This window comes from Candidatus Melainabacteria bacterium (genome assembly GCA_016193285.1).
GTDB lineage: Bacteria > Cyanobacteriota > Vampirovibrionia > 2-02-FULL-35-15 > 2-02-FULL-35-15 > JACPSL01.
This window is the reverse complement of record JACPSL010000033.1, coordinates 1-24,849: the sequence shown is the minus strand read 5'-3', so window position 1 is coordinate 24,849 and position 24,849 is coordinate 1. Positions and strand designations below refer to the sequence as shown.

The 24,849-nt window shown below is 32.4% G+C and carries 26 protein-coding genes, 1 tRNA gene and 1 pseudogene; 16 read left to right on the top strand and 12 right to left on the bottom strand.

Annotated features, from left to right (window positions below):
- Positions 1 to 58 precede the first annotated feature (58 nt).
- The 9 genes from HYY52_07110 to HYY52_07070 all read left to right on the top strand — a co-directional run bounded on the left by HYY52_07110 (position 59) and on the right by HYY52_07070 (position 8,406).
- A complete protein-coding gene (locus tag HYY52_07110; protein ID MBI2996454.1) occupies positions 59 to 1,378 on the top strand; it encodes a GAF domain-containing protein in 1,320 nt (439 codons plus the stop codon).
- Positions 1,375 to 1,776: a response regulator gene (locus HYY52_07105; protein MBI2996453.1), complete on the top strand. Its 402-nt coding sequence runs from the start codon at positions 1,375 to 1,377 to the stop codon at positions 1,774 to 1,776. Before HYY52_07110 ends, HYY52_07105 begins: the two co-directional genes overlap by 4 nt.
- Positions 1,777 to 1,936: 160 nt before the next feature.
- A complete protein-coding gene (locus HYY52_07100; protein ID MBI2996452.1) occupies positions 1,937 to 3,076 on the top strand; it encodes a hypothetical protein in 1,140 nt (379 codons plus the stop codon).
- 26 nt (positions 3,077 to 3,102) lie between these two features.
- Positions 3,103 to 3,906 carry a hypothetical protein gene (locus HYY52_07095; GenBank protein ID MBI2996451.1) on the top strand — a complete coding sequence of 268 codons (804 nt, stop codon included), beginning with the start codon at positions 3,103 to 3,105 and terminating at the stop codon, positions 3,904 to 3,906.
- A gap of 228 nt (positions 3,907 to 4,134) precedes the next feature.
- The gene (locus HYY52_07090) at positions 4,135 to 4,563 is read left to right on the top strand and encodes a hypothetical protein (GenBank protein MBI2996450.1); all 429 of its coding nucleotides are present in this window, start codon (positions 4,135 to 4,137) and stop codon (positions 4,561 to 4,563) included.
- An 11-nt stretch (positions 4,564 to 4,574) separates the two neighbouring features.
- On the top strand, positions 4,575 to 5,360 hold the full coding sequence (locus HYY52_07085) for a hypothetical protein (GenBank protein MBI2996449.1): 786 nt from the start codon (positions 4,575 to 4,577) through the stop codon (positions 5,358 to 5,360).
- A gap of 98 nt (positions 5,361 to 5,458) precedes the next feature.
- On the top strand, positions 5,459 to 7,258 hold the full coding sequence (locus HYY52_07080) for a hypothetical protein (protein ID MBI2996448.1): 1,800 nt from the start codon (positions 5,459 to 5,461) through the stop codon (positions 7,256 to 7,258).
- A 91-nt stretch (positions 7,259 to 7,349) separates the two neighbouring features.
- Positions 7,350 to 8,036 carry a hypothetical protein gene (locus tag HYY52_07075; protein MBI2996447.1) on the top strand — a complete coding sequence of 229 codons (687 nt, stop codon included), beginning with the start codon at positions 7,350 to 7,352 and terminating at the stop codon, positions 8,034 to 8,036.
- A 109-nt stretch (positions 8,037 to 8,145) separates the two neighbouring features.
- A complete protein-coding gene (locus HYY52_07070; GenBank protein MBI2996446.1) occupies positions 8,146 to 8,406 on the top strand; it encodes a hypothetical protein in 261 nt (86 codons plus the stop codon).
- Between the two features lie 15 nt (positions 8,407 to 8,421).
- Here HYY52_07070 and HYY52_07065 read toward each other — a convergent pair.
- The 4 genes and pseudogenes from HYY52_07065 to HYY52_07050 all read right to left on the bottom strand — a co-directional run bounded on the left by HYY52_07065 (position 8,422) and on the right by HYY52_07050 (position 11,493).
- Positions 8,422 to 8,494, bottom strand: a tRNA-Ala gene (locus tag HYY52_07065).
- A 697-nt stretch (positions 8,495 to 9,191) separates the two neighbouring features.
- A pseudogene (locus HYY52_07060) lies at positions 9,192 to 9,971 on the bottom strand (AarF/ABC1/UbiB kinase family protein).
- Positions 9,958 to 10,236, bottom strand: coding sequence for a 4Fe-4S dicluster domain-containing protein (locus HYY52_07055; protein MBI2996445.1), 279 nt, complete (start codon positions 10,234 to 10,236; stop codon positions 9,958 to 9,960). The pseudogene HYY52_07060 and the gene HYY52_07055 overlap by 14 nt, the downstream one beginning before the upstream one ends.
- 6 nt (positions 10,237 to 10,242) lie before the next feature.
- The gene (locus HYY52_07050) at positions 10,243 to 11,493 is read right to left on the bottom strand and encodes an FAD-dependent monooxygenase (GenBank protein MBI2996444.1); all 1,251 of its coding nucleotides are present in this window, start codon (positions 11,491 to 11,493) and stop codon (positions 10,243 to 10,245) included.
- A gap of 35 nt (positions 11,494 to 11,528) precedes the next feature.
- On the opposite strand from HYY52_07050, the gene HYY52_07045 reads away from it, so the two are divergent.
- The gene (locus HYY52_07045) at positions 11,529 to 12,383 is read left to right on the top strand and encodes a phosphatidate cytidylyltransferase (protein MBI2996443.1); all 855 of its coding nucleotides are present in this window, start codon (positions 11,529 to 11,531) and stop codon (positions 12,381 to 12,383) included.
- Here HYY52_07045 and HYY52_07040 read toward each other — a convergent pair whose 3' ends face one another.
- Genes HYY52_07040 through HYY52_07030 form a run of 3 tightly spaced genes read right to left on the bottom strand, consistent with a single transcriptional unit; the run spans position 12,384 to position 15,766 of the window.
- Entirely contained in the window at positions 12,384 to 13,517 is a 1,134-nt protein-coding gene (locus HYY52_07040; protein MBI2996442.1) for a 2-methylcitrate synthase, read from the bottom strand.
- A gap of 33 nt (positions 13,518 to 13,550) precedes the next feature.
- A complete protein-coding gene (prpB, locus tag HYY52_07035; GenBank protein ID MBI2996441.1) occupies positions 13,551 to 14,405 on the bottom strand; it encodes a methylisocitrate lyase in 855 nt (284 codons plus the stop codon).
- A complete protein-coding gene (locus HYY52_07030; GenBank protein MBI2996440.1) occupies positions 14,402 to 15,766 on the bottom strand; it encodes an MmgE/PrpD family protein in 1,365 nt (454 codons plus the stop codon). The genes prpB and HYY52_07030 overlap by 4 nt, the downstream gene beginning before the upstream one ends.
- A 229-nt stretch (positions 15,767 to 15,995) precedes the next feature.
- Here HYY52_07030 and HYY52_07025 point away from each other — a divergent pair, with 229 nt between their 5' ends.
- On the top strand, positions 15,996 to 16,259 hold the full coding sequence (locus tag HYY52_07025; protein MBI2996439.1) for a hypothetical protein: 264 nt from the start codon (positions 15,996 to 15,998) through the stop codon (positions 16,257 to 16,259).
- A gap of 1 nt (position 16,260) precedes the next feature.
- Positions 16,261 to 16,647: a type II toxin-antitoxin system VapC family toxin gene (locus HYY52_07020; GenBank protein MBI2996438.1), complete on the top strand. Its 387-nt coding sequence runs from the start codon at positions 16,261 to 16,263 to the stop codon at positions 16,645 to 16,647.
- Between the two features lie 2 nt (positions 16,648 to 16,649).
- Here the strand turns inward: HYY52_07020 and HYY52_07015 are convergent, their stop codons facing one another.
- Entirely contained in the window at positions 16,650 to 17,528 is an 879-nt protein-coding gene (locus tag HYY52_07015) for a hypothetical protein (GenBank protein ID MBI2996437.1), read from the bottom strand.
- 15 nt (positions 17,529 to 17,543) lie between these two features.
- Between HYY52_07015 and HYY52_07010 the strand changes: the two genes are divergently transcribed.
- On the top strand, positions 17,544 to 19,109 hold the full coding sequence (locus HYY52_07010) for an AMP-binding protein (GenBank protein ID MBI2996436.1): 1,566 nt from the start codon (positions 17,544 to 17,546) through the stop codon (positions 19,107 to 19,109).
- Here HYY52_07010 and HYY52_07005 read toward each other — a convergent pair.
- Together HYY52_07005 and HYY52_07000 are read right to left on the bottom strand one after the other, a co-directional pair.
- Positions 19,101 to 19,586, bottom strand: a complete 486-nt coding sequence (locus HYY52_07005) for a tetratricopeptide repeat protein (protein ID MBI2996435.1) — start codon at positions 19,584 to 19,586, stop codon at positions 19,101 to 19,103. The genes HYY52_07010 and HYY52_07005 overlap by 9 nt on opposite strands.
- A 12-nt stretch (positions 19,587 to 19,598) precedes the next feature.
- Positions 19,599 to 20,237, bottom strand: a complete 639-nt coding sequence (locus tag HYY52_07000; protein ID MBI2996434.1) for a phosphoribosyl transferase — start codon at positions 20,235 to 20,237, stop codon at positions 19,599 to 19,601.
- A 17-nt stretch (positions 20,238 to 20,254) separates the two neighbouring features.
- On the opposite strand from HYY52_07000, the gene HYY52_06995 reads away from it, so the two are divergent.
- Both HYY52_06995 and HYY52_06990 read left to right on the top strand, forming a co-directional pair.
- Complete coding sequence (locus tag HYY52_06995) at positions 20,255 to 20,674, top strand: archease (GenBank protein MBI2996433.1); 420 nt, start codon at positions 20,255 to 20,257, stop codon at positions 20,672 to 20,674.
- The gene (locus HYY52_06990; protein MBI2996432.1) at positions 20,667 to 22,112 is read left to right on the top strand and encodes an RtcB family protein; all 1,446 of its coding nucleotides are present in this window, start codon (positions 20,667 to 20,669) and stop codon (positions 22,110 to 22,112) included. The genes HYY52_06995 and HYY52_06990 overlap by 8 nt, the downstream gene beginning before the upstream one ends.
- A gap of 1 nt (position 22,113) precedes the next feature.
- On the opposite strand, the gene HYY52_06985 is transcribed toward HYY52_06990, so the two are convergent.
- Positions 22,114 to 23,529, bottom strand: coding sequence for an endonuclease/exonuclease/phosphatase family protein (locus HYY52_06985; protein ID MBI2996431.1), 1,416 nt, complete (start codon positions 23,527 to 23,529; stop codon positions 22,114 to 22,116).
- 33 nt (positions 23,530 to 23,562) lie between these two features.
- Between HYY52_06985 and HYY52_06980 the strand changes: the two genes are divergently transcribed.
- Complete coding sequence (locus tag HYY52_06980) at positions 23,563 to 24,126, top strand: YceI family protein (GenBank protein MBI2996430.1); 564 nt, start codon at positions 23,563 to 23,565, stop codon at positions 24,124 to 24,126.
- Here the strand turns inward: HYY52_06980 and HYY52_06975 are convergent.
- Positions 24,103 to 24,681 (bottom strand): biotin--[acetyl-CoA-carboxylase] ligase, encoded by a 579-nt coding sequence (locus HYY52_06975; GenBank protein ID MBI2996429.1) that lies wholly within the window; start codon positions 24,679 to 24,681, stop codon positions 24,103 to 24,105. The two genes, HYY52_06980 and HYY52_06975, sit on opposite strands and share 24 nt — an antisense overlap.
- Positions 24,682 to 24,849 lie beyond the last annotated feature (168 nt).

The following is a 24,849-nucleotide window of genomic DNA, read 5'->3' as shown; positions in this document are numbered from 1 at the left end:
TAACCCAAAATATTTTTTCTTATATTATTCTTTTTTGTAAGTAAAATTACAATTTATTGTGTCTTCTTTAATTACAAAAGAAACAAACCTTGAAAAGACTTTAAAGCGATTACAAGCTATTGAAGACATATCTGAAGCTTGTTCAAATTTCTTTACACTCGATCTTTCAGCTGTTGCAAAAGGAGTATTAAAGGCATTTTGTGAACTAACAGAAGCAGACTATGGATTATTTTTCTTGTTGAAAAACACAAAGAACAAGCTCTATGTTGAAGCTGCGTATGGGTTGCCTGATAAATATCAGGAAGTAAGGAATAAAGAAAAAATTCTCACCATAGGATTAAATGGTGTAGATGACAACTGGCCTTCTATAAGATCAATGCTTGAAAAACGAATTGTAGTTATAAAAAATCTAGAAAAGGTAAATATGAGCTTTTCAAAATTTTTTACTGAAATCATAAAACCAAATAAAATTATTTCAGCAGCAGCAGTTCCAATTATTGTTAATGATAAATCTGTTGGAGCAATTGCCAAGTATTATGTAAAACCACATAACTTTGATAATGAAGAAATGTCGTTTATGAAAACTACAGCAAATATGATTAGAAATACTATGGAAAGAAATCATCTTTTAGAACTCTCAAGAAGAACTGAAAGAGAACTTACTAATGCTAACGAGATCTTAAGGCAAGTAAACAAAGAGCTTGATTCATTTGTATATATTGCATCCCATGATTTAAGAGAACCATTAAGAACAATTGAAAGTTTTGTAAGCATTCTCCAGGATAAATTAAAAGAAAATCTTAATGAAGAAAAAGAAAATTATTTCTTGCGAATAGTTTGTGCAACACAAAAGATGAGAAGGCTAATAGAAGATCTAACAAATCTTTCCCAGGCATCAAGAAGCAACAAAGAAAATGAAAAAGTAGATTTAAATCTGCTCCTTACTGAAGTACAGTTTGAATTAACTGCATTTATAAAAAATCAAAATGCTAACGTGTTAGTTGTAGACAGGTTGCCACCAGTAATTGGAAACAAGGAAAAAGTTTCTTCAATATTTAAAAATCTAATTACAAACGGAATTAAATTTAACAAATCAAAAGAGCCACATGTAAAAATATCTCTTGCAGAAGACTTAAATTTTGACCCAGAGAAAGTTTGTATTTGCACTGAAGATAATGGTATTGGAATAGAGAGTGAATATCATAAAAAAATATTTGGGTTGTTTCAAAGATTACATACTCAGGAAGAATATGAAGGGACAGGAGCAGGTCTTGCTATAGTTAAAAAGATTTTAGAAAAATATAATTGTGAAATCTGGTTAGAATCACAAGAAAATAAAGGAAGCAGGTTTTACTTTACCTTAAATAGAGCAACATGAGAAAGATATTACTTGTAGAAGACAATAACGATGACATAGTACTAATTAAACTTGCACTGGAAGATTCAAAGATTAATTCAAATTTATTAGTTGCAAATAATGGCAAAGCTGCATTAGACTTATTAAATAATATCGTAGAATCTCAAAGCAAGTTGCCAGATATTATTCTTATTGACATTAATCTCCCTAAAATGAGTGGTCTTGAAGTTTTAAATAAAATAAAATCTAAAACAATTACATCTCACGTTCCTGTTGTAATTTTTACAAGTTCTGATTCCATCTCTGACATGAAGTATTGTTATCAAAATGGAGCAGATTTATTTATTAGGAAGCCAAATAATATAAAAGACCTAAAAGAAATCATGCTGTATATAAAGGAATATTCCTTTAAATCCTGAAAATCAACCTATTACTAGTACAAATGGTGGATATCACATTAAATCTGTTTAATAAATATTTAGTAAGGGTAAGAAAAGTTTAACCACTTTTAATAAAAAGATAACATTGCCGAGTTAGGAATTTAATATGTGGGAAATAAATTAGGGGGGAATTTAATATATGACAGATGGAGCAATATCAAGAGCATTACCAACGATTAGTGCTGAAAATTTAGAAAGACTAAACAAGCTCAAAGCCTCTGTAATTGAAAACGGAAATAATATAGATAGAACAAAAGCTGAGAAAGAACTCCTTAAAACATTAGATACGAATGGTGATGGTAAATTAAATTTGACTGAAAGCAAAGGAGCAATAGATTTATTTATCAGTGAAATAGGAGAGGATAAGAAAGATATTAAAGAGTTTAGGGATAAGCTTTTTGAACTTTTGAAAACTACTTCTAATGAAGGTTTACGAAGAGCCGCAGAAGTTATTGATGATGAAATTAAAAAATCAACAATTGTAAAAGAGCCAATAAAATTTGTTGAAAATAATTTAAAACCTGAACATAAAACAATTTTAAATGCCCAGACGGCTTGGAGAAAAGCACACAGAGGAAGAACCTTTGATTTCAATAATTCAGCTACTATGGATCTTATAAACAGGCATTTGCCTTCTAGTGAGAAGTTGATTGATAATGGAAAAATAAATGAAGGAGCACTTGATAAGCTTGTTCATAACCTCTGGACAAATGACAATCAAAAATTTCTCAGTGCATTTGAAATCTATGCAGTACAACACTGGGCTGATAAAAATATCCAAGATGGAAATCTTAAAAAAGAGTTTATGAATAAGTTCTATGAAAAGGCTATTAATAAAGGAGTGGAGCTTGGATTTAGTGCAAAGATGATGATGCATCAGTTACTTGCAATTAGAACTTCAACAGACTGGCATACGGATAGTAACAATGAACAATTAACAAATTTCAAGAATAACATTGACCGCTTTGGAATAAGCTTCGCTAAATATTTACTAAAGAATGGTACAGCAGGCGAGGATTATATAAAGCTGGCTAGTGGAAAGATAATTTTAGGTAATTTTGATGACGATGACTTCGGTGCAGCGTTACTCCTTTATGATCCACAAGAGTCTGAAGGGAGGAAAATAGCACATGGTAATGACTATCAGTACAGATATATAGAACATAAAACAGCTCCTGATGTAAAAAAGCTAAGGATTAATTTTGCAAGGGAAGGAGAAACACCTAGAGCAGGGAATATTCCTGGTCGTCAATTACCTGCATTTGGTGGGCAGCACTAATGTTTATGCTTTCTATACAATGGCCAATGGGACCGCAACAAAGCAGGTGGTTTGATCCACATAGTATGGAATATACAGAGCAAATCTCATACTTGCAGGAGACTTTAAAACAACAGGCACAACTAGCAGTAGTTAACCAGCTTATCTCTCAAGGAGTAACAGGTCGTGGCATTAAACTTAATGCAAGTAATCCCCATGGTGTACCAGGAAGAGTATTTTTTGTTTCAGGAGACAAAGATAATTACAGACTTTCATATAATTCGGGTACCGTTTTCTCAAAAGAATTTGGTGGTCCAAGATTAGCACCACAAGGATACTTTAGTAGGGGAAGATTTGTACCGGTAGGAATTCTAGCTTATGATCCAAGCTTATCATTGCCAAAAGGTACAACAGATGAGAATGTTTCAAAGACTCTAACTCAGGCTGCAACTGAACTTGACCTAGAAGCAGCTAACGATGAAATTGCTCAAAGGCTTAAAGATGGAAAAATAAAACCTGGTGATACTTTTACAAGAAAAGGTTACACAGGAACTTACACTGCAAGAAGAGATGGTGGCATTACTTTTGAACCGGAAGGAAATGGTCATATTTCTGGAGCGAGGCTAATAAAACAAGCTTACTATATAAAAGACCATATGTGGCATGAGTGGACACCTGAAGCAAAAGAAGATACAATACCTAAAGCAACGATAACAATTCCTACTCAAAGTCAATCTCCAAAACTAATAAAGGAGCATATTACACAACAGCAGAGTAAACCATCTCGTTTACAAACTGATCAGCTTTACACACTACCGGAAATACAATACAAACCACAGAATCAAGATTAGAGGATTATTTCTTTTTAACTAAAGTCAGATTAACTTACTACAAAAACAAACCTACCAAATTTCTCGTTTGGCACATAATAAGTAAACAGCATCTCACATAAGATTTAAGATCACGTTAAAGTTATCAAATCCTTAAGATTAAATAAATTTTATCTTGTCACTATGTAAATTTCTTTTTCTAGAATTACTTGTATGCTTGTAGGTTTTTTAAGTAAGGAGAATTTAAAAATGTCAAACCCATGGGAAATAAATTATTATAGAAATATACCACCGTTTCCACCTTCCTTTGCTGATAGAAGAAGTCGTGGAACTTTTACGAGTAGAGGTGCTGCATATAACCACAGATTTTATTCACAACAATTAGATGATCAATTTGGAAGACTGATGAATATTGCAGATTTTCAAAGCTCTATTGCTCAAAACATGGCAAGAAACCACTATGAAAGAATGGTTAATCAATCTAATTTTGTAAGTAGTTTATACATTCAACCTATTCCTATGCAAAATGTTATTGGTTCAGATGAGTGGTTTGCTAGTAGACCACCTATAGCATATAGACAGTCTTATACACCCAGAGTTGAAATGGAACAAGGACAAGATATAGATATGCCAAGAATGTCAAACCCACGAAGACCTAGAAACATTGCCTGGGGTTAAAGGAGAAAAGAATGCCAGAGCAAATATCCCCAACAAGGAGTTATAATCCACAACTTCCAGTTAGACGATTTACTTCACAAACTTCTGGGCATGCTTTGCCACCACCTAGAATTAATTGTCTTTCTGGATATGTTCAAATTGGCAAAGAAGAAGATAGATTATTTTTTAAAGAAAGTAGTGTAGAAGCTTTTCACTCAAGTTCTCCTGGTTCAATTTTTAGTGCACAAAATATTAATGGCGACTCTGTAGTGTTCACTGCCATTGCTTTTTATGAAGGAGGTGAAAAAGTTGGTGCAGAACTTTTTTATAATCCTAAAGGCTATGGCTGGATAAGAAATAATAGGTGGAGTTCGGTTGATTCAGATGATGATACTTTATACAGAGCATATTACCAAGGGAGGAATCCAAATTCAATTCTTGATATGGCTGGTTTACGTAAGTTAGGATTCAATGGCAGAGGGAGATTTATTAATCATGAAACAATTGACTTAGCAGGAAAGACAAATGAATTTTTAGTAATTGATTTTCCGTTTTGGGATGAAGAAACACAAGGAAAAAAACCAAAGCCTATTACTTTACAGCTAAACCTGGATGGTGCTGGGCAATGTAAAAAGAATCCTTTTATAAATTTAAATGAAGCACTGCTTGAAAGATATGGTGTACAGTGTAGCTTTTATCAAGGTTTAAGAATGAATAGAGGGTTTACTCAGATTTACTCTAGATCAGGAATTGAAGATGATTTGAGAATTTATCCAAAGCCTGTTGTACAAATAAATTATTTTGATCCTATTAGATAGATTCTTAAACAAAGGTTTACATTAAAAAAATTTAAGCTAATACATATCAAATCTACTTATCTTTAAACTTTATATTCACTAGGGAAAGGAAATTTAAAATGTCATATACAACAACTTTTCACATTCATACTCCTATTAATGCACCTTCTCGTTTAGAATCTCTGCCACAACCAAGGGTATATAAAGATCATTCAAGTCAACCTACATTAAGTGGAGATCAATTTGTAGCAGCCCAACCAGAACCTTCTCATCATGGAGCTCCAGCCACAGCTCCACCTTTAAGGTCTGGCACTCTTATTACAGGCAGACAAGTAAAACCACCTACTGGAGGAACTGTAGTAGGCCATACATCAGATGGGCGACCAATTATACAAGTAAGGAGTAGTTATGGATACAGAGGGGATGCTGACGTTGTTGAAAGAGCATATGTAGATCTTTCTTCTTCACGCTTAAATTATTTTACACTAAAAATTAATCCGGAAGGATTTTTTGAAACTGAAGACAAAATTAAGAAAGTAAAAGATGAGATTTCAAATCTTGGGCTAAGACTTGCTACAAGATCTTTTTTAGTACCCATGAAAGAAAAAGAAATACCAAAATTACAACAAGAAGTAGATGCTTGGCAGAAAACTTTTGATGAGGAAAAAGAAAAATTTGAGGCACTAGATAAAAAAACAAAGACTTCTGAACAAGAGTTAGCAAATAAAACAAATGATCATAACAAAGCAAAAGATAAAGTTAAAGATGCAGAGTTAACTGTAATTCAAAAAGAAGCTGAAGTAGAAGCATACACAGAAGCCTTAGATAAGGCTATAAAAGATAAGTTAGATAGTGGTACCCTTCCAGCTCTAGTTCAAAATTCTCTCCAGCAAGCAGTAAATAAGTATCAAGCAGCCAAAGGCCAGTTAGAAACTAAAACTACTGAAAGAGATAATGCTAAGTCAGAGCGAGCAGATATAGAAGGAAAATTTAGAGACAAAGCAAAAGAACTGAAGGATGATCCAACTAATAATGTCTTAAAAGGAGAATTAGCTACTCTTGCAACTCAAAAAATAAATGCAATAGAAAAGTTACGAAGAGCTGAACAAGAAGTAATTATAAAACAAGCAGCTTTTAATACAGCTAGAGCTAGTAGAGAGATTGAATATAGAGATGTAATTAATGGTAATCCAGCTAGAGGCATTGCAGCACCCGATCCAGAACTTCAAAAGAAATTAGCTGATTTAAATAATTCAAAGCAAGAATTAAATGATGCTAAAGCTAATCTTGTAAGTGCAAGGGTAGACTTAACAAAAAAAGAAAATGATTTGACAGCTACAGATAAAGTACATAAGAAAAATGAGAAAAGTAAGAATGATGCATCGGAGGCAGAAAATACAGCAGAAAAATTGCTTAAAGAAGCTAAGAAAAAACTAGCTGATGCTGAAAAAGAAATAAATGATCTTAAAGATGAAGGAGCAATAAAAAAAGAAATTGCAACTAAAAAAGGTGAATTAGCTAACTTAGGAAAGAAGCTTGCCCAGTTAAAACTAGATTCAAAAGAAATAGAGCTAAATATTGCAAGTGGAATTCTAACTTATACAGAACATGGCAGGGATTTTCATCCATTTATGCAACAAAAAATGATAGGATACTTAGAAGAAGCTGGCATTGTTCTTGAAATAGTATCCCCTGAAAGGACCCGTAATGGCGAGCCTTCAGGTATGAGAGCACTTAAACTAGGTGGTAACTCTATGACTATAAGAGGAGTTAATATTTTTTCACATGCTGACACTGATAAGGACATTGAAATTCTTACAAGAGGACGTGTGACCAGAACTCGAACTGGTAGAGATGGAAGCATAAATCCTGACTCTGAAGGCAGAATAAAATTAGAAATCAGACTCCCCACTCCTTAATTTTAAATATTATCTTTAATATATTTATCCAAATAACCTTTTAAGGAACATATCATGTTGCAGCTCTTCTTCTTATCGAGGGATTAAAACCATGATGGAAGGAACAAAACACATGATACTAGACTGGACTTCAGCTTTACAAACAGCTCTTACAACTCTTTTGCAAAAGATTTCTTTTGTGCTGCCAAATCTTCTTGGAGCATTGATTATTTTAATTTTAGGTTCTTTAGTAGCAATGCTTTTAAGTGGACTGGTTGGTACAGGGATTAAAAAACTTAAATTAGATATAGCACTTGAAAAAACACTTTTATATCCTGTCTCTGAAAATCTTGGAATAAAATTAAATACATCCAGGCTTTTTAGTGAGCTAGTAAAATGGTTTGTTTTAATTATTGTTTTTATTGCTGCTGCTGATATTGCAAATCTTACCCAAGTAACTGACTTTTTTAATGAAGTTTTACTTTATCTGCCAAATGTTTTTGTAGCAGTAATTATATTGCTTGTAGCTTCACTCTTAGCTAACTTTGTTGCAAACCTTATTACTACTTCATTTAAAGATGAACTTGGTTATTTATCTGGCATTGCAAAAGTTGCAATATTTACTTTTGCAATCTTAGCTGCCCTAAACCAGCTTCAAATCTCAAGACCTCTTGTTGAAATTCTTTTTACTGGCATTGTTGCAACTGGTGTACTTGCATTTGGACTAGGCGGAAAAGATGTAGCTGGTGATATAGTTAAAAAGATTTACGACGATTTTCAAACCAGAAAACGCAGATAATTTCATAAATACGAGATTAATTTTTTATAAAGAATAATTTAGATTTTATTCTGGATCTATATAATTGAAGATCCTGCAAAGATGCTATTTTTAAAAAGGGATTTAAGAAATGAAAACACAACAGGTACAACCTAAGCTAACAGGAATAGTAATTCCTAGAGAACAAGAAGCTTCACTGGGCATTTATGATGCAGTTTATAAGAAAATCGGTGGACAGACAAGATTACCTTCATTGAAAATTTTTGTAACCGATAGTGGATATAAATTAACAGGTAGTTCGCCAACCTATTATTTGAAACAACTTGCTCAAGTAGCTTTATGTAATTTATTTCCTGCTGAATTTATTAGAAATGATATTAAAGTAGTTTAAAGTTTATTTGAATTTTGGACCTAAGGAGACTTGAACTCCTGACCCCTTGCATGCCATGCAAGTGCTCTACCAACTGAGCTATAGGCCCGTAATTCCTTTGCACCATTAAAAATTAAATTGTTTTCTGTAACTTGACCTACTAAATGTTCCCTAAGCCAAGCTCCTTCCTTTCCAAAAATATATTTTTGAACAAATGGAATCAATGCTTTTATAACATTAAATCCAGGATCTAAAGTATGCCCTAAACCTTCTAAGGTAAGCAAGGCACGAATAATTAAAGCAAGTTCAACAGGAATTCTAAAAGGATATTTATAAATAATATGTGCAAGATCTTCTATTATTTGTTTAAATGTTGTACTAATATCACCCGTATGACCAAAACGTATATCGTAGACTGGCTGTAATACTCTTGCTAATTCATTTAGATCACATGAATCTTTTTCTAATAAACCTAATGAGACAAAATTATTTACTACTTCTTTGTAGTTCCTGTTTATTAAATTTAAAATTGTATTTGTAAGTTTGATTTGTGTGTCACGTGAAACATGTCCCACCATACCAAAATCAAAAAATGCTAGTCTCCCGTCTTTCATAACTCTTAAATTCCCTGGATGTGGATCTGCATGAAAAAACCCATCTGTTAAAAGTTGTTTTAAATAAACATTACAACCTTCTCTTGTAATTTCTTTTAAATTTATTCCACCTGACACCATCTCTTCTTTTTCATTTACTTTCCAACCATGAACATGCTCTAAGGTAATAACTCTTCTAGTTGTGTATTGCCAGTAAACTCTTGGTACATAAATCTGATGGAATCCTTTAAAGTTTTTCCTGAAGTGATCACAATTTTTCCCCTCTTGTATATAATCAATCTCTTCATTGATAACTCTTAAAAACTCATCTAACAAACCTACGTAATCATTTCCCCTCGCAATAGACAAATATTTCATAATTTCTTTAGCACAAGCTTTTAATACAAAAACATCCTTTTCAATTTCATTTTTTAAGTTTGGTCTTTGAACCTTGATAATTACTTCTTTGTTTGTATCTAAAAGAGTCCCTCTGTAAACCTGTCCTAAACTCGCACTTGCAAGAGGGTAAGAATCAATTTCAGAAAAAATACTTGTAAGTGGCCTTTTTAATTCGGCTCTAATAATGTCAAATGCCAAATCATTATCAAATGGTGGTACCTCATCTTGTAACTTTGCAAGTTCTTTCATATAGACTAGTGGAATGAAATCAGCTCTTGTTGCTAAAATCTGCCCTAGCTTTATGAAAGTAGTTCCATGTATAAGTATTTGTCCTAAAAGCCACTTTGCTCTCTTTGAATCTCTTTCTTCTTTAGAAACTAAAAGTAAGGGATCAATTTTTGTACAAATATAAAATAAAAAACCATCGTTTCTAAAATCTTTATGATCCAGCCAGATATAAAAGCTAATTTGTAGAGCAAACTTTAAAAATGAAGTTAATCTTCCAATCCCGCTAAGTCCATACTCTGAAAAAACCTCACGATAAATAACAAAAATACTTTTTAAGATTTTTAAAGACACTTTAAACCAACCCATATCCTGCTTTAGGATGATTATACTTTATGGATTCATATGGACACCCAATCTTACATGCACCACATTCTATACAGTTTTCATAGCTAATAATTAACCTATCATCAATTCTTGACCAAGCAAAAACATTTGCCGGGCAAAATTGTGTACATTCTTTATTTTTGCAAATTAAACAAATGTCATGGTTAACCTTAATATGAGATTCTATATCTGGTTGTAACCTTGTTATATACAACTTTTCTTCAATTGTTGTAATCTTACTTCTCATTTCTTGTTAAGCAACACCATCAAAAACTGAATGACCCAAATAATCCAAAGTATCTAAATGCTTAATGGAAAAACAATCTCGTTCATACAAAGAAGAATAATTCTTCCATGCAATATTTTGATTTCTAAAATTTAAGTACAGTGTATTTTGTTCCAACAATTCCTTGTAATGAGAAAGTGGTTTTTTTGAATAATCATTAAATGACTTTGCTCTTATAACTGTTTGAGCTGCATACTTTCCAGAAAGTACTGCTAAGGTTGAGAAATTAAGATTAAAAGGATTTACAAATAAACCAGCACCACCAATAAGTAAACAACCATCGACATAAAAAGTTGGCATTGGTATTTTACTGTTTATATGTTTAAAGCAAGGCAAAATATAAGATGAGTAATTATTCACAATTCCTTTTGAAATATAAGGTTTTATTGCAGAGTGTTGTTTTAGTCTTTCCATGTATTCATTTATATTAATTTTATTTGTAATTAAATCAGAAAGTAATACACCAATGCCTAATGAGATTGAATCTTTGTTTGTATGTAAATAACCTAGTCCATGAATTTTATTTCCTTCATTTCCAAATGAGTAATCTGTAAACAATCTTATAGCTATGCCTTTATCTTCATCTAAGCTAAACATTTCCTGAATTAATTCTTTTGACAGGTAGATATTTTCTTCAACAAATACAAGAGTTTGCCTGGGTGTTAATTCTCCCTTACGAAGACCAAATGTTTTAGTTAAAACAGAATTTATACCTTCAGCAACTATAACTACATTTGCATAAATCTCTTCATTGTCATCTGTTCTAACTCCAAGCACTTTCCCATTTTCTACTATTAATTCTTTAATCAGAGTTTTGTATTTTATAAATGCTCCTTCTTTTTTAGCTTTATTTGCCATCCAGCCAGTAAATGGTCCTCGTAAAATATTAAAAGCTAGCAATGTACCTGAATTTAGTTTGTGATTACTTCTTAAATTAATTGATGCTAAGGACTCATCTACCATTAAGTAAGCTCTGTAATCACTTACAAATCTTTCTATAGGAGCTATTCCATCTTGACTTTCCCAAAACTTTCCAAAAATATCCTCTAAAGGTTTTGAGTATATTACACTACTGTAAAAATTTCTTGAGCTTGAATTTATCTCTTTTTCAAATACAATTGTTGTTATACCTGCATCAGCCAAAACTTTGGCTGCTACAAGCCCGCTTGGACCAGCACCAACTATAATTACTTCAATGCTTTTCTTTGATGAATTCATACTTTTAATAATAACACCTAGTAAAATAAAGCGATATGACAAGCAAAAATAAAATTTTATCAAATGAACAAGTTTCAAGAATAATTGTAAGTATCTTTATTTTTTCAATAGCACTTTTTTGTTTGTATTTTGGAAGTTGGGTCTTAAGTTTAGTCTTGTTATTTGTTTTTTGGCAAGTTAATACAGAGTTTATAAATATAGTTCGGACAAAAGGTATTAATCCATCGAACAAATGGATTAGATTTGTTAGTATCTTATTTTTTATAATTGCCTCACTGCCAATATTTGGACTACCGAAAAATTTACCCATTAAATTATTTACTTTTATATTTATCTTTGGTGTAATTGGTTGTTTTTTTAGATTAATTTTCCGAGGGAATAAAAAAGAACCTATTGCAACGATATCTGATGTTGGAGCTTCTGTTTTAGGTTTTGTTTACACTGGTTTGTTACCAAGTTTTGTAATCCTTTTAAGAGACTTAGGATTTATATATGTAATTATTCCAATACTTTGTACTGCTGCTTGTGATATTGGTGCATACTATGGAGGAAAACTTTTTGGCAAGACTGTATTAAAACCAGAAATTAGTGCTAAAAAGACTTTTGAGGGTGCAATTAGTGGTTTTTCAGCAAGTATGATCATTGCACTTATATTAGTTTATTTTACAAGAAGCGAATTTAATTATAATCTTCTTCATGGAGTTATGATTGGTTTATTCTCAGGTGTGTTCAGTCAGTTTGGTGATTTGTTTGAATCACTTTTAAAAAGGGATGCAGGCTTAAAAGATTCAGGAAAGGTTTTACTTTCTCATGGTGGAATTTTAGATAGAATCGATAGTTATATTTTTGTCATCTGGGCAATTTATTTTTATGTAAGCTGGTTTATATAATTATCTGTGTTCCAGCGGTATAACTTCTCTTTGTGGAGGACCATTGTAAATTGCCCTTGGCCTAATTAATCTATTGTCTGATAATTGTTCAATCACATGTGCTGACCAACCAGCAAGCCGGCTTAAAACAAAAATCGGTGTGTAAAGAGGGATTGGTATGCCAAGTGAATAGTATGCAAGCGAAGAATAAAAATCAACATTTGGGAAAAGACCTTTCTTTTCTCTCATTACTCTTTCAATAGTTTGAGCAACGTCAAAATATTTTGTGTTTCCTGTTCTAGCTACAAGTTCCCGAACATATCTTTTCATAACATGTGCTCTGCCATCTGATTTTTTATAAACTCTGTGCCCAAAGCCCATAATTTTTTCTTTTTTATTTAACATATCTACTATATACTTTTCAGCATCTTGTGGGTTTGAAATTCTTAATATTAATTCCATTGCTGCTTCATTGGCACCTCCATGAAGTGGTCCTTTTAAAGCACAAATACCTGAGGTAATTGCTGAATAAATATCTGAGAGGGTGGATGCAGTTACTCTTGCACAAAAAGTAGATGCATTATACTCATGTTCAGCATAAAGTATAAAACTTGAGTTCATAACTTTTTCTTCAAGTTGGTCAGGAATTTTACCAGTTACAAGCTGTAAAAATCTTCCAGCAAATGAAATTTCCTTTGAGATTTTTGGCAGAGGTTGATTTTTTGTTAAATAGTACCAGGTCATTAGTACAGTTGGCAATTTTGCAATTAATGAGTATGCAATTTGTTTGGTTTCTTCAATTGAATATTTTCTATCAGGCTCTAGAGCACCAATGAAAGAAACAGATGTCCTTAAAACATCCATGTAATTTGAGTTTTGGGGAATTTGTTTTAATACTTTAATTAGAGGCTTAGGAATTTTTCTGTCTTTAATAAAATATTTAGTAATTCTTTTTAGTTCTCTTCTCTTTGGAAGTCTTCCATCAATTAGTAAATGTGCAACTTCTTCATAACTTGCTTTAAGAGAAAGCTCAATAGCGCTGTAACCCCTGTAAAGTAAATTTTCATTTTCTGGGTTTATTGTACAAATTGATGTACTTCCAGCAACTACATCTTCCAGTCCTTTAGTAAATTGTTCTGTCAGTACTGTTGGCATTTGAACCTATAATAAAGCATTTATCATTTTTTATCAATCTTTATTGCACCCTGGGTCTTTCTCTTTTTCGTAATAGTTCAACAACCTATATAACTCTTCGCGAGACTGCAAGCTATTTAAAATTGACTTTTGAGTGCCTTCCTTCTTTATAATTTGATATACTTCCTCAATTGCTCTCATCATTCTTCTAAATGCTGTCAGAGGGAAAATAATCATTCTTATTCCAAGAGCTTCAAACTCAAATACAGATATATAAGGAGTTCTCCCAAACTCAGTCATATTAGCTAATACAGGAATCTTTAAGCTGTCTACAAACTTCTTGTATTCATCCTTACTTTCTAGTGCTTCAGCAAATATTGCATCTGCACCTGCTTCTTGATATTTCTTTGCACGTTCAAGGGCGTCATCCAGACCAATTACATTTCTAGAATCCACCCTTGCAATTATAAAAAAATCAGGATTAGTCCTTGCCTGACAAGCACTTTTTATTTTTAAAACCATCTCACTAGCTGGTATAACTTCTTTACCAGGCCTATGACCACAACGTTTTGGAAAAACCTGATCTTCTAAATGTATACCTGCTGCACCTACAGATTCTAATTTTCTAACCGTTTGTTCTACATCATTAAACCCTGTGTCTGCATCTACCAGTAGAGGCGTTGCGCGCAACGCCTCTACATTTACAATCCTTCTTGTCTCTTCACACACATCATTTAATGTTGTAATTCCTAAATCCGGCAGGCCAAAACATCCTGTTGCAATTCCTGAACCAGACAAATACAAGGCTTGAAACCCAACATTTTTTGCAACCAGTGCAGATGCTGCATTAAAAACACCTGGCAAAACCAAGATCTTATTTTCTTTTAAAAGTTGGTGAAATGGTTTCATAGTATATCTATTAAACTATTTTGCTTATCTAATTCCATTACCTTTTCTATTTGGTTTTCAATCTCTTCTTTTTGCAAATGAGGTGCTGCAAGATTTCTCCACTTATTAAATATATCTTCATCTCTCATTGGATTCTTTGGATGTCCAAAAGGATGAAGTACTTCTTTTACAAATTTTCTCCCAATATATGAATTTATTTCAAGTCTGTTTCCAAAACTTTTTGGGTAATCATCTGAGTATTTTAAATCTTCAACCACTTTAATTTTTTTCATAAACTTTAAAAGACCAGAATCACGAAAATTTTTCCCGTGAAAGCTCTTAGCTGTAACATTGCCATCCCTAAGTGCAATAGCAGTACAATATGGCAAGCTATGGTCTGCAGTTTCCTTAGAGGTTGGCTTCCATTTTTCTGCTTCAGAACCAATAATTTCATAAGCTGCTTTGTGAGTAAAAATCGTCATGCCTTGAATTTGCTCTAATTTTAATCCTTCTTTGTGTAACTCAATCCCTGCTTCAACTGCGCTTTGAGCATGGTATTCAACAGGATAAGGTTTTATATATGTCTCTAAAATTTTCCTTGGTGGCATGCCAATATTTGGAAGTGTTAGATTTATTGGACCTGAAATTAAAGCTTCGAAGCCTTTTAGTCCTTCAAAAATTGGTGATGGTCCCGTCATTCCTTCCTTAGCAAGTCTAGCTGCAAAAAGCCCTCCACGTGCAGCATTTGCAAATGCACATGCTTTCCACATAGACATTTCACCTACACGTGTCTGGCGAGTAGCAATATTACATACACCAGCAATGCCAAGTGCATTTTCTAATTGTTCTTGATTTAAGTCCATTAAAATAGCAGTCCCACAAGCACAAGAAAATGCCCCATATGTTACATGATCTATCCCTTTAGCTCGAAGCGAAGCTCCATCACATAACCTGCACTGAATTTCATATGCAACTGCAATAGCTAAAATTAAATCAAGTCCAGTTTTTCCATAAGCTTGAGCAGTTGCGATTAATGGTGCAATATTATCAGATGGATGTGCTGGCTCAAGTGATAAATAAGTATCATTAAAATCTAGATAACGAACAAGTGATCCATTGGCAAAAGCTGCTTCTTCATAAAAAACTTTTTTTTTCTTTCCAAATAAAAGTGCATTATATTTCCCTTTTACTTTTGAACATGTTTTTAAAAGAATCCTATAAACCTTTGAATCATAAGCACCAACTGCACAAGCCAAGCTATCTAATACCCTTCTTTTTACTTCATGAATAACTTCTTTTTCCAGAGATTCTTTTTTTACTGATAAAACATAATTTGCAATTTGATTTGATTTAGTAATTTGCTTTGTTAGGGTTTCTGACATTAATTTTGGTTTTACCTACCGCCTTCCTTGCTCATTCTTCGCTCGTCAGGCTTTGCAAAGTGCTGTCGGTATGCTGTACCTAACGTGCTTCAGATTTTACCAAATAAATTGGATAAAATCTTACTGTGTAAATAGATTGCTCTAAAATGTTACTCTAGATAGGCAGTAACTTAATTTTGATTTTGTCTAAAGGTGTGTATAATAGTAAGTATAAATGAGGTAAGTAGGTATGGCAAACAATGAAAGAATAAACTTTACATTATCAAATAAAGCTCTTAAGGCATTGAAAAAAATACCGGCTGGCCAAAGAAGCAAATACATAGATGAGTTAATAATTAAAGATATCAAAAGTAATGACTTGGCAGAATTTATAGAGAAGTATAAAAAAAGAAATAAGCCTATTTGGACAGATGAAAATCATCCCGATCTTATGACAGAAGAAGATATTGCAAACTATAGACCATTAAAGTGGAAAAAAATAGAAGAGTGGTAAATTGAATTATTTACTCGATACAAACTTTTTAATTGGATTCCTGCGAAAAAAAATAGTTTTTATTGAAAAACTAGATGAATTGCGTAAGCTTGGGAAACTTTATATTTCAGCTATAACGGTTACTGAAATTTATGCTGGGTGCAGAGAGAAAGAATTCAAGGAAACTGAGGAACTAATAAATAGATTACAGGTTATTCCTTTAAGTAGATATACAGCAAAAGAGGCAGGAAAATTAATTTATAAGTTTGCAAGATTTGGGAAAACTATACAAACTAATGATGTGATAATTGGTGTCACAGCAAAAATCTATCATCTTGTTTTAGTTACTAAAAACACAAAAGACTTTCAAATGCTCTACCCAAGCCAAATTGAAGAGTTTCCAAAATGACCTCACAACTTCACGACCTCGAAACCTTGTAACCTCATAACCTCTACATGCCTCTTAACATCAGCTCTTACTCTCTTAAAGTCTCCATTAAAAATTGCATCAGCATTAAATATTCCACTTCCTAGACAAACTCCATAAGTACCATATCTTGTTAAAACCTCTTTCATGTTTTTATCATTCACTCCACCGACTGCATAGGTTCTTATTTGATAACTAAATAACTCATCTGCAAATTCTTTCAGCCTTTCAAAACCTAGCCTACCATCAGGAAGTTTTATCACAACCTCACCACCTGGCTTTTTACTTTTTGCTTTTAAATAAAATTTATAAAACTGTGTTGGACTTTTAACTACAGTACTGATTGCTGAAAGCTGATTGCTGAAAGCTAAAATCTCCCAAATTTTTTTATTTAGTTCTTCAAATTCATCCCTAAACGGTTCTTTAATGGCTTTAAATAGTTCTTCATGAGTTTTTACATTTGCTGGAAAAAATTTTATGTCAGCAACTCTAAAATCAATTGTTTTTTTTAAATCAGATTCAGTAAAAACACCAGGAAGAATCGGGATGTTGTATTGATTTGCTATTTCAATTGTATCTTCAAAAAACCCAGGGCTTACAAGAAACTTTGCACCATGATTAATTGCTTCACAAGCTTTTTCTTTATTTTTTATTGAACCTGCACCAATGTTTAAGTTCTTTTTTACACACACGTCTAATATTTCTTGCCAGAAATCTGAGTTAGATGTAATTTCAACTGCTTCTAGTCCTGCATCAAATGCAGTTTGTATGGCAGTTATTGCATTAATTGCAGGTGTAGCTGGTTTTGTACGAAGGATACCAACAAGGCGAAAGTTTAAATAGTTTGGTTTTTTTTTAATCAATGAGATAATACTAACATGTCTGAATTAATTAATAAAACACTTGGTCAGTTACTGGATAGTACTGCCTTGAAACACCCTGATAAAGATGCAATTGTTTTTACTGATCTTAACTACAGACTAACTTATAAAGAATTTAAAAGTGTAACAGATGAAATTGCTAAAGGACTTTTATCACTTCATATAAAAAAAGGAGAACACATTGGTATATTTGCAGTAAATTGCCCTGAGTGGGTAGTTTTACAATTTGCATGCGCAAAAGCTGGAGCAGTTCTTGTAAACATTAACCCTGCATTAAAAAGTCATGAGCTTGAATATATTTTAAAACAAGGAGATATTACAACTTTGTTCATAACTGAATATTTTAAAGGTCAAAGCATGATTGAAGTTTTAAAAAATGTAGAAGCGTCACATCCAACATCTCTACGAAAGGTAATTACCATACGTGCAAAAAATCATCCAGAATACATAAGATGGGAAGATTTAACACAACTTTCAAAAAGCATTTCTTGTGAAGATTTAATTGAATGTGAAAGCAACTTAAGCCCAAGTGACATAGTAAATATTCAATATACTTCAGGAACTACTGGCTTTCCAAAAGGAGCTCAGTTAACTCACTATGGAATACTAAACAATGCTTACTTTTGTGGTGTTAACATGAATCTTTTAGAAAAAGATTCTATTTGTATACCTGTACCACTTTATCATTGTTTTGGATGTGTGCTTGGAACATTAGTAGCTGTAAACTTTGGAATAAAAATGGTTTTTCCATCAGAAGTATTTGATCCTAAGAAAGCACTTGAAGCAGTTCAAAAAGAAAAATGCACCGCACTTTATGGCGTGCCAACAATGTTTATATCTGAATTAGCCCTAGAAAATTTTAATCAATATGATCTCTCTTCACTTAGAACAGGGGTTATTGCAGGTGCACCATGCCCAATGGAATTAATGAAACAATTAATTGAAAAAATGAACTTAAGTGAAATTACTATTGGCTATGGTTTTACAGAAGCATCACCATTAATTACACAAACAAGATTTAATGATCCACTTGAGGTTAAAGTTGGAACAGTAGGAAGAGCTCATCAAAATGTAAAAGTAAAAATTGTTAATAGTGAACTTTGTGTTTATGGATACAATGCAATGAAAGGCTATTACAATATGCCAGATAAAACAAAAGAAGTAATAGATCAGGAAGGCTGGATGCATACCGGGGATCTTGCAACAGTAGATGAAAACGGGGTTTATAAAATTGTTGGCAGAATAAAGGATTTAATAATTCGTGGCGGTGAAAATATTTATCCAGCTGAAATAGAAGAGTTTTTAATGACTAATCCAAAAGTAGAAATGGTTCAAATAGTTGGAGTACCAGATGAAAAGTTTGGAGAACAAGTTGCAGCAGCCGTCAAACTAAAACCACAAGAAATATGGACAGAACAAGAAGTAAAAGACTGGTGTAAAGGAAAAATCGCAAACTATAAAATTCCTTACTATGTAAAATTTGTAAATGAATTTCCAATGACTGCAAATGGAAAAATACAAAAATATAAATTAAGAGAAATGTTACAATCTGTTTTATACTAAACACTTCATTTCAGTAATTAAGTCACCAATAGTCCACCCGTTATTTCTTCCTCTGGTGGGTAGGTTTTCTAAAATTTCTTGCAAAACCCTGTTAGATTCATCAGTCATTTTTAAGGAGTCATAAGCTAATGCCAATGCTAAATAGCAAGAAACATCTCTTTCATCCACTGGTTTCATTTTTTCTAAATTAACAGCATGCTCAGCTAGTTCAAGAGCTTCTTCAAAAAAACCTCTTTTAATGTGTACTAAAGCTAATTGTTTCCATGCCACTGAGTAATTTTCATGATGCTGTAAAAATTCTTCTGCAGTCTGCAATTCATTATCACGATCTTGAGCTGGAGCTTTCACTTTAATACTTACAACAACTGGCTTTTGCTGCTCTTTATGAAACCCTCTGATTTCTTTCTGATTAAGCTTTTGAGTAGGTTCTGTAAATAAACTCCGGCCTAATGGTGTCAATGCAATTAAAACTATCATAGTAAAAACATTTTACACTAACATGTTTTTAATTTCATCATCTGTAACAGGATTAAAATTTTCATAATGTAATCCTACGGCTATAAATTCTCTGGGTATTTTTAATGTTTCAATCTTATTAACCTGACTTTTTAACTCGTCATAAGCATCAAGGCTAATTACAGGAACAGCTAAAGTTAAAGAGGCAGGATTTTGTTTTTTTATTGATTTAATTGCAGCAAGAGCAGTCATCCCCGTTGCTGTACCATCATCAACCAAAATAACATTCTGTCCTTCACAGGAGCAGGTTTGAAACCTGTCCCTACGGTAAATTCTTTCTCTCTCCTTACAATCTTCAACCAAAGAGGGTATTTCTTGTAAAGGGCTTTCATGAAACATTTCTGCATGAGGAGAAATGACATAATCTCCATGAGATGTTACTGCTCCAACAGCTAGTTCAGGATTATTTAGAGCACCAATTTTCTTAGAAACTATAATATCTAATTCCCCATTAAGTAAATCTGCAATTGGTTTTGCTACTACTACACCACCTCGCGGCAATCCAATAACAATCGGGTTTGAGAGTTTATAGAAGATTAACTTCTCTGCAAGTTGTCTGCCCGCATTTGCTCTATCTTTAAAAATTAAGTCTGTATTTAAGTACTTTATCACTAGGATACTATTATATTATGCTTGGCTATGAAATTTTAGATCATCCTGCTGATATTGGGATAAAGGTTTATGGAAAAACAATTGAAGAACTTTTTATAAATGCAGCATTAGGAACCACATCTTTAATAACTGATCTTGACTCAATTTCAACAAAATTAAAAAAAGAAATTATTGTTAAAGAAAAAAGTATAGAAGAACTTTTTATAAATTGGCTGGATGAAGTTATTTATTTATTTGATACAGAAGGGTTTCTTGCAAAAAATATTGTTGTAGAAACGTTTCATGGAGCGTTTCTACATGCAAACATTGAAGGTGAAATATTTAATAAAGATAAACACGAGATAAAATTATATTTGAAGGCTGTTACGTATCATCAGTTAGAAGTTAAACAATTAGAAAATAAAGACTGGGAGGCAAGAGTTTATTTTGATGTTTAAAGATATATTACAAGAGATAGGATCAAACCGATATCTAATTCCAAAATCATTTGATCCAAGAATGAAAGTTGATGTTTTGGTTTACAGCTCTACTCAAATGCTTGATCAAATAACAAAAGACCTCTCATTAAAACAAGCAATTAATGTTGCAACATTACCTGGAATAGTTGGAAAAGCACTTGTTATGCCTGATTGCCATCAGGGATATGGTTTCCCTATTGGTGGAGTTGCTGCTATGGATTTAAAAAAAGGAGTTGTTTCTCCTGGTGGAGTTGGCTTTGATATAAATTGTGGGGTAAGGTTATTAACAACACCATTGACATTAAATGATGTTGTAGAGACAACTGGACGGTTGTCTCTACTGGTAAATGAATTATTTAATGCTATCCCGGCAGGAACAGGTTCTAAGGGAAACATAAAAATTACAACTAATGACATGGATGAAATTCTTTTAAGTGGTGCAAAGTGGACATTAAAAAAAGGTTTTGCAACTAAAGAAGATTTAAAAAATACTGAAGCATATGGTTGCTTAAATGGAGCAGATCCATCAAGAGTTAGTAACAAAGCAAAGAAGAGAGGATTTGATCAGCTTGGAACGCTTGGATCTGGAAACCACTTTTTAGAAGTACAATACGTTGAAAAAATTCACAATGAAGAAATTGCAAGTCTTCTTGGAATTTCAAAAGATCAAATTGTAATTTTAATCCACTGTGGCTCCCGTGGGCTTGGACATCAGGTTTGTACTGATTATGTACATATTATGCAAGAAGCTATGAAAAAATATGGAATTGAAATTCTAGACAGAGAACTTGCTTGTACTTTTATAGAGTCGCCTGAAGGGAAAAATTATCTTGCTGCAATGAATGCAGCAGCAAATTTTGCTTGGGCAAACAGACAATGTATCGCACATGCTGTAAGAAAAGTGCTTAAAAAATTATTTGGGGATATTAAAATTGAACAACTTTATGATGTAGCACATAACATAGCTAAGGAAGAAATGCATAAAATAAATGGAATTGAACAAAAAGTATTAGTTCATAGAAAAGGAGCAACAAGAGCATTTGCACCAGGGAATGAAGAACTTGATGAAAAATTCCAAAAAACCGGCCAACCTGTTTTAATACCTGGAGACATGGGAAGATATTCATACCTACTTACAGGTCAGGAAGGAGCTATGGATGAGAGCTTCGGCAGTGTTTGTCATGGAGCTGGACGAATGCTTAGCAGAACACAAGCAAAAAAAATATCAAGTGCAGAAGAAATTAAAGAAAACTTAAAGTCAAAAGGAATAATTGTAAAATCAACTACAAAAACCGGACTTACAGAAGAAATTTCTGATGCTTATAAAGATGTGAAAGATGTTGTGGGTGTTGTAGAAGGTGCAGGACTTGCAAAAATTGTAGCCAAGCTTCATCCAATAGGAGTTGTAAAAGGATAATTTAAAGTTTTAAATCAACAGTTATTGGATCATGATCAGAAATCCTGCCATTGTAAAATAAGTTTGCAAGTTTTAATGTTTGGCCATTAAAAGGCTTGAACCTGTTTCCTTTTGGTTTTACAAAAAACCAGTCAAGTTTATAATATCCAATTACTCTTGGCTCTTCATATTTAAAGGTACTTTCAAAACCTTTTAATTGTCTTTCATTAGAACTTGCTAAAAAGCCTCTCTTATTATTTGAACTTCTATTTCCACTTACATCAATTCTTTCACCATCTGCAAAACGAAATCCTTTTATAAAATTAAAAAGTTTTCTTTCCTGGTTTGGAAAAAGTATTGGAATACTCGGGACTGCTGGATCTTTATATTGAAATAACTTGCTTACTCCAGCTGAAATAAAGCTTCCTAGAAGTGGCGCTCCAGGAATTGCAGCAAATGCAATTTGACGTGCAATAAAATGTGGATCTCTAACCCTTTTAATTATTTCTTTTTTAACAGAAGTTGGTGCTGCATCTGTTGTTGAAGTATTAAAATCCCCAGCAATAACTATTGGTCTTGTTAAAGATCTTAAATTCCCAAACAGATACTCAATTTGTTTTAATCTACAATCAGGATAACATCTGTCTTCCAAATGTGTTGAAACTACAGTAACAATCTCTCTATTAGGAAGTTCAATGTCAGAAACTAATGCACATCTACCGCCACGTCTAACTTCACTAAGTAGTATATTTTCTTCAAAGACTGTTTTTGCACTAAATCTTCTAACATGTTCAAGTGGAGATTTTCTAGTAATTTCAGCTTCATACCACTTGTAACATTCTGGAAGTCTTATTATTCTAGCTGATTTTATAGGGTACCTGGAAAGTATTGCATTCCCGTGCAAACCTAGATAACGACTTGAATCTACAGTTACCATACTTATTATAGGTCCAAGTTCAATAAACTCAGTAACAAAAGCATAATTGTAATCCAATGAATCAGCTAGTTCAGCTATTACATTTTTATAATTAGTTCTTGGAATTCCAATGTCAACTTCATTTAATGAAACAATGTCACTCTTTGCAAGTGCTCTTGCTTCATTGTTTGTTGGATTTAACAAAACATTTTTTATTGCATTTAAATTATTTCCTCTTTCAATATTCCAACTTGCAATTCTTAAATAAGGAGACTGGAAAGGAAATTTTACATGGCGATTAACTACATGCGGTGTATTTAATTGTTTGTTTAACTTATTATAAAGGTTACCTTCAAATTGTTTTCCACTGGCAAGTTTTACTACGTCACTATAAGTCAAGAAGCTAATTAGCTTCTTTTCTATTCTTAGCTCTAGAATCTTATCTTTAAAGAATAAGAAAACAAATCCAACTATAATGATAATTAATAAAACAAATGTTAGAGTTGTATTGTTTTTTTTCACTTCAAATTATAATCTTTCAAATAGAATTATATTATGTTTTTAAAAACCATAGTTTTAATTCTTCTCATCTTAATTTTTACCACTAATGCATATGCAGAAACTTTTCAACTAGATAAAGACAGAAGTAAAATAATATATTCTTTAAGCAAATTTGGAATTCCTTTTAAAATAAAAGCCTTAAAAGCTGAAGGACAAATTTATTTAGATAAAGATCTTAGCAGTCTAAATAACTACACATTGCTCCGTGGTGTTGATTTAAAAACAAACTTTACTTCAAGGAATGCTTTGTTTAGAAAAGCTATTGATTATGATAGATATCCTTATTTTTTGTTCTCTAGTGACCTAACTCAGCCAATTATACTTAGTAATTCTGAATTTGTTCAGTTACCTGGTTATGTGACCTTCCATGGAACTACAGAAAAAGTTTTAGTTGAACTTAAACACAAATCAGACAATCATTCTGTTTCATTAGTTGGATATTTAAATGTAAGAATGACAGATTTTGGAATTGAACCACCTAAGATTTTCTTTATTTCAATAGATGACTTAATTAGAACTAAAATTGAACTATATTTAGATGTAAGTTGTAAGCTTTGAATACCAAAAGCAAACCTCATTCACAATTTTTTTTATAAGTTCTTCTTTTGAAAAGTTTTTAAAGTTATCTTTCATTATTTCTTCTAAAGATATTGGTTCGACAACTTTCCTGTCCAACTCTCTTTGAATCTTATGAGTATTAATTCCTATACCAGTTATTAATGAAGAAATTCCTTTCTCATGTAATTTGCTTTCTACAAGTATTCCACCTAATTTCTTACCATTAAAATAAATATCATTTATTGGTTTAATTTGAGTTTGGATGCTGCAAACATCTTTAATAGCTTCTACACAAGCTATTCCTGCTGCTTGTGTATATAAAGTTGTTCGTTTTAAAAAATTTTTATCTTTTGGTAAATGAATAATTGATAAGTAAATCCCTGCGCTGTAAGGAGATTCCCATTTTCTACCTCTAGTTCCTCTTCCTTTGGTTTGTTCATTTGCAACTATAAAAGCAATATCATTAATCTTTCCAGCTTGTATTAAACGCTTAGCCTCATCTATTGTTGAATCTATGGTGTCATAGTAAAAGGCTTGTAGCATTGTTACATTCATATGTGATTATTGTAACCTCCTGCCATGGGGTGTGTTAATTTTTCCGGGTAATAGGCCACAAAAACAAAGGTAATACAGTCTCCCTTTTTCAGGGGGAGATAAAAATGCAAGATAAAATACTGGAAACATATACAAAATATTTAGAGAAATCAAAGAAAAAACAAACTT

Excerpts from the sequence above, each read along its gene's own strand:
- HYY52_07025 (MBI2996439.1), top strand. The coding sequence starts at position 15,996 with ATGGCAAACAATGAAAGAATAAACTTTACATTATCAAATAAAGCTCTT.
- HYY52_07030 (MBI2996440.1), bottom strand. The coding sequence starts at position 15,766 with ATGTCAGAAACCCTAACAAAGCAAATTACTAAATCAAATCAAATTGCA.
- HYY52_07095 (MBI2996451.1), top strand. The coding sequence starts at position 3,103 with ATGGGACCGCAACAAAGCAGGTGGTTTGATCCACATAGTATGGAATAT.
- prpB (MBI2996441.1), bottom strand. The coding sequence starts at position 14,405 with ATGAAACCATTTCACCAACTTTTAAAAGAAAATAAGATCTTGGTTTTG.
- HYY52_06975 (MBI2996429.1), bottom strand. The coding sequence starts at position 24,681 with ATGAATGTAACAATGCTACAAGCCTTTTACTATGACACCATAGATTCA.
- HYY52_06980 (MBI2996430.1), top strand. The coding sequence starts at position 23,563 with ATGTTTTTAAAAACCATAGTTTTAATTCTTCTCATCTTAATTTTTACC.
- HYY52_07070 (MBI2996446.1), top strand. The coding sequence starts at position 8,146 with ATGAAAACACAACAGGTACAACCTAAGCTAACAGGAATAGTAATTCCT.
- HYY52_07010 (MBI2996436.1), top strand. The coding sequence starts at position 17,544 with ATGTCTGAATTAATTAATAAAACACTTGGTCAGTTACTGGATAGTACT.
- HYY52_07055 (MBI2996445.1), bottom strand. The coding sequence starts at position 10,236 with ATGAGAAGTAAGATTACAACAATTGAAGAAAAGTTGTATATAACAAGG.
- HYY52_07090 (MBI2996450.1), top strand. The coding sequence starts at position 4,135 with ATGTCAAACCCATGGGAAATAAATTATTATAGAAATATACCACCGTTT.
- HYY52_07045 (MBI2996443.1), top strand. The coding sequence starts at position 11,529 with ATGACAAGCAAAAATAAAATTTTATCAAATGAACAAGTTTCAAGAATA.
- HYY52_07040 (MBI2996442.1), bottom strand. The coding sequence starts at position 13,517 with ATGCCAACAGTACTGACAGAACAATTTACTAAAGGACTGGAAGATGTA.
- HYY52_07085 (MBI2996449.1), top strand. The coding sequence starts at position 4,575 with ATGCCAGAGCAAATATCCCCAACAAGGAGTTATAATCCACAACTTCCA.
- HYY52_07005 (MBI2996435.1), bottom strand. The coding sequence starts at position 19,586 with ATGATAGTTTTAATTGCATTGACACCATTAGGCCGGAGTTTATTTACA.
- HYY52_07050 (MBI2996444.1), bottom strand. The coding sequence starts at position 11,493 with ATGAATTCATCAAAGAAAAGCATTGAAGTAATTATAGTTGGTGCTGGT.
- HYY52_07080 (MBI2996448.1), top strand. The coding sequence starts at position 5,459 with ATGTCATATACAACAACTTTTCACATTCATACTCCTATTAATGCACCT.
- HYY52_07105 (MBI2996453.1), top strand. The coding sequence starts at position 1,375 with ATGAGAAAGATATTACTTGTAGAAGACAATAACGATGACATAGTACTA.
- HYY52_06995 (MBI2996433.1), top strand. The coding sequence starts at position 20,255 with ATGCTTGGCTATGAAATTTTAGATCATCCTGCTGATATTGGGATAAAG.
- HYY52_06990 (MBI2996432.1), top strand. The coding sequence starts at position 20,667 with ATGTTTAAAGATATATTACAAGAGATAGGATCAAACCGATATCTAATT.
- HYY52_07075 (MBI2996447.1), top strand. The coding sequence starts at position 7,350 with ATGATGGAAGGAACAAAACACATGATACTAGACTGGACTTCAGCTTTA.
- HYY52_07100 (MBI2996452.1), top strand. The coding sequence starts at position 1,937 with ATGACAGATGGAGCAATATCAAGAGCATTACCAACGATTAGTGCTGAA.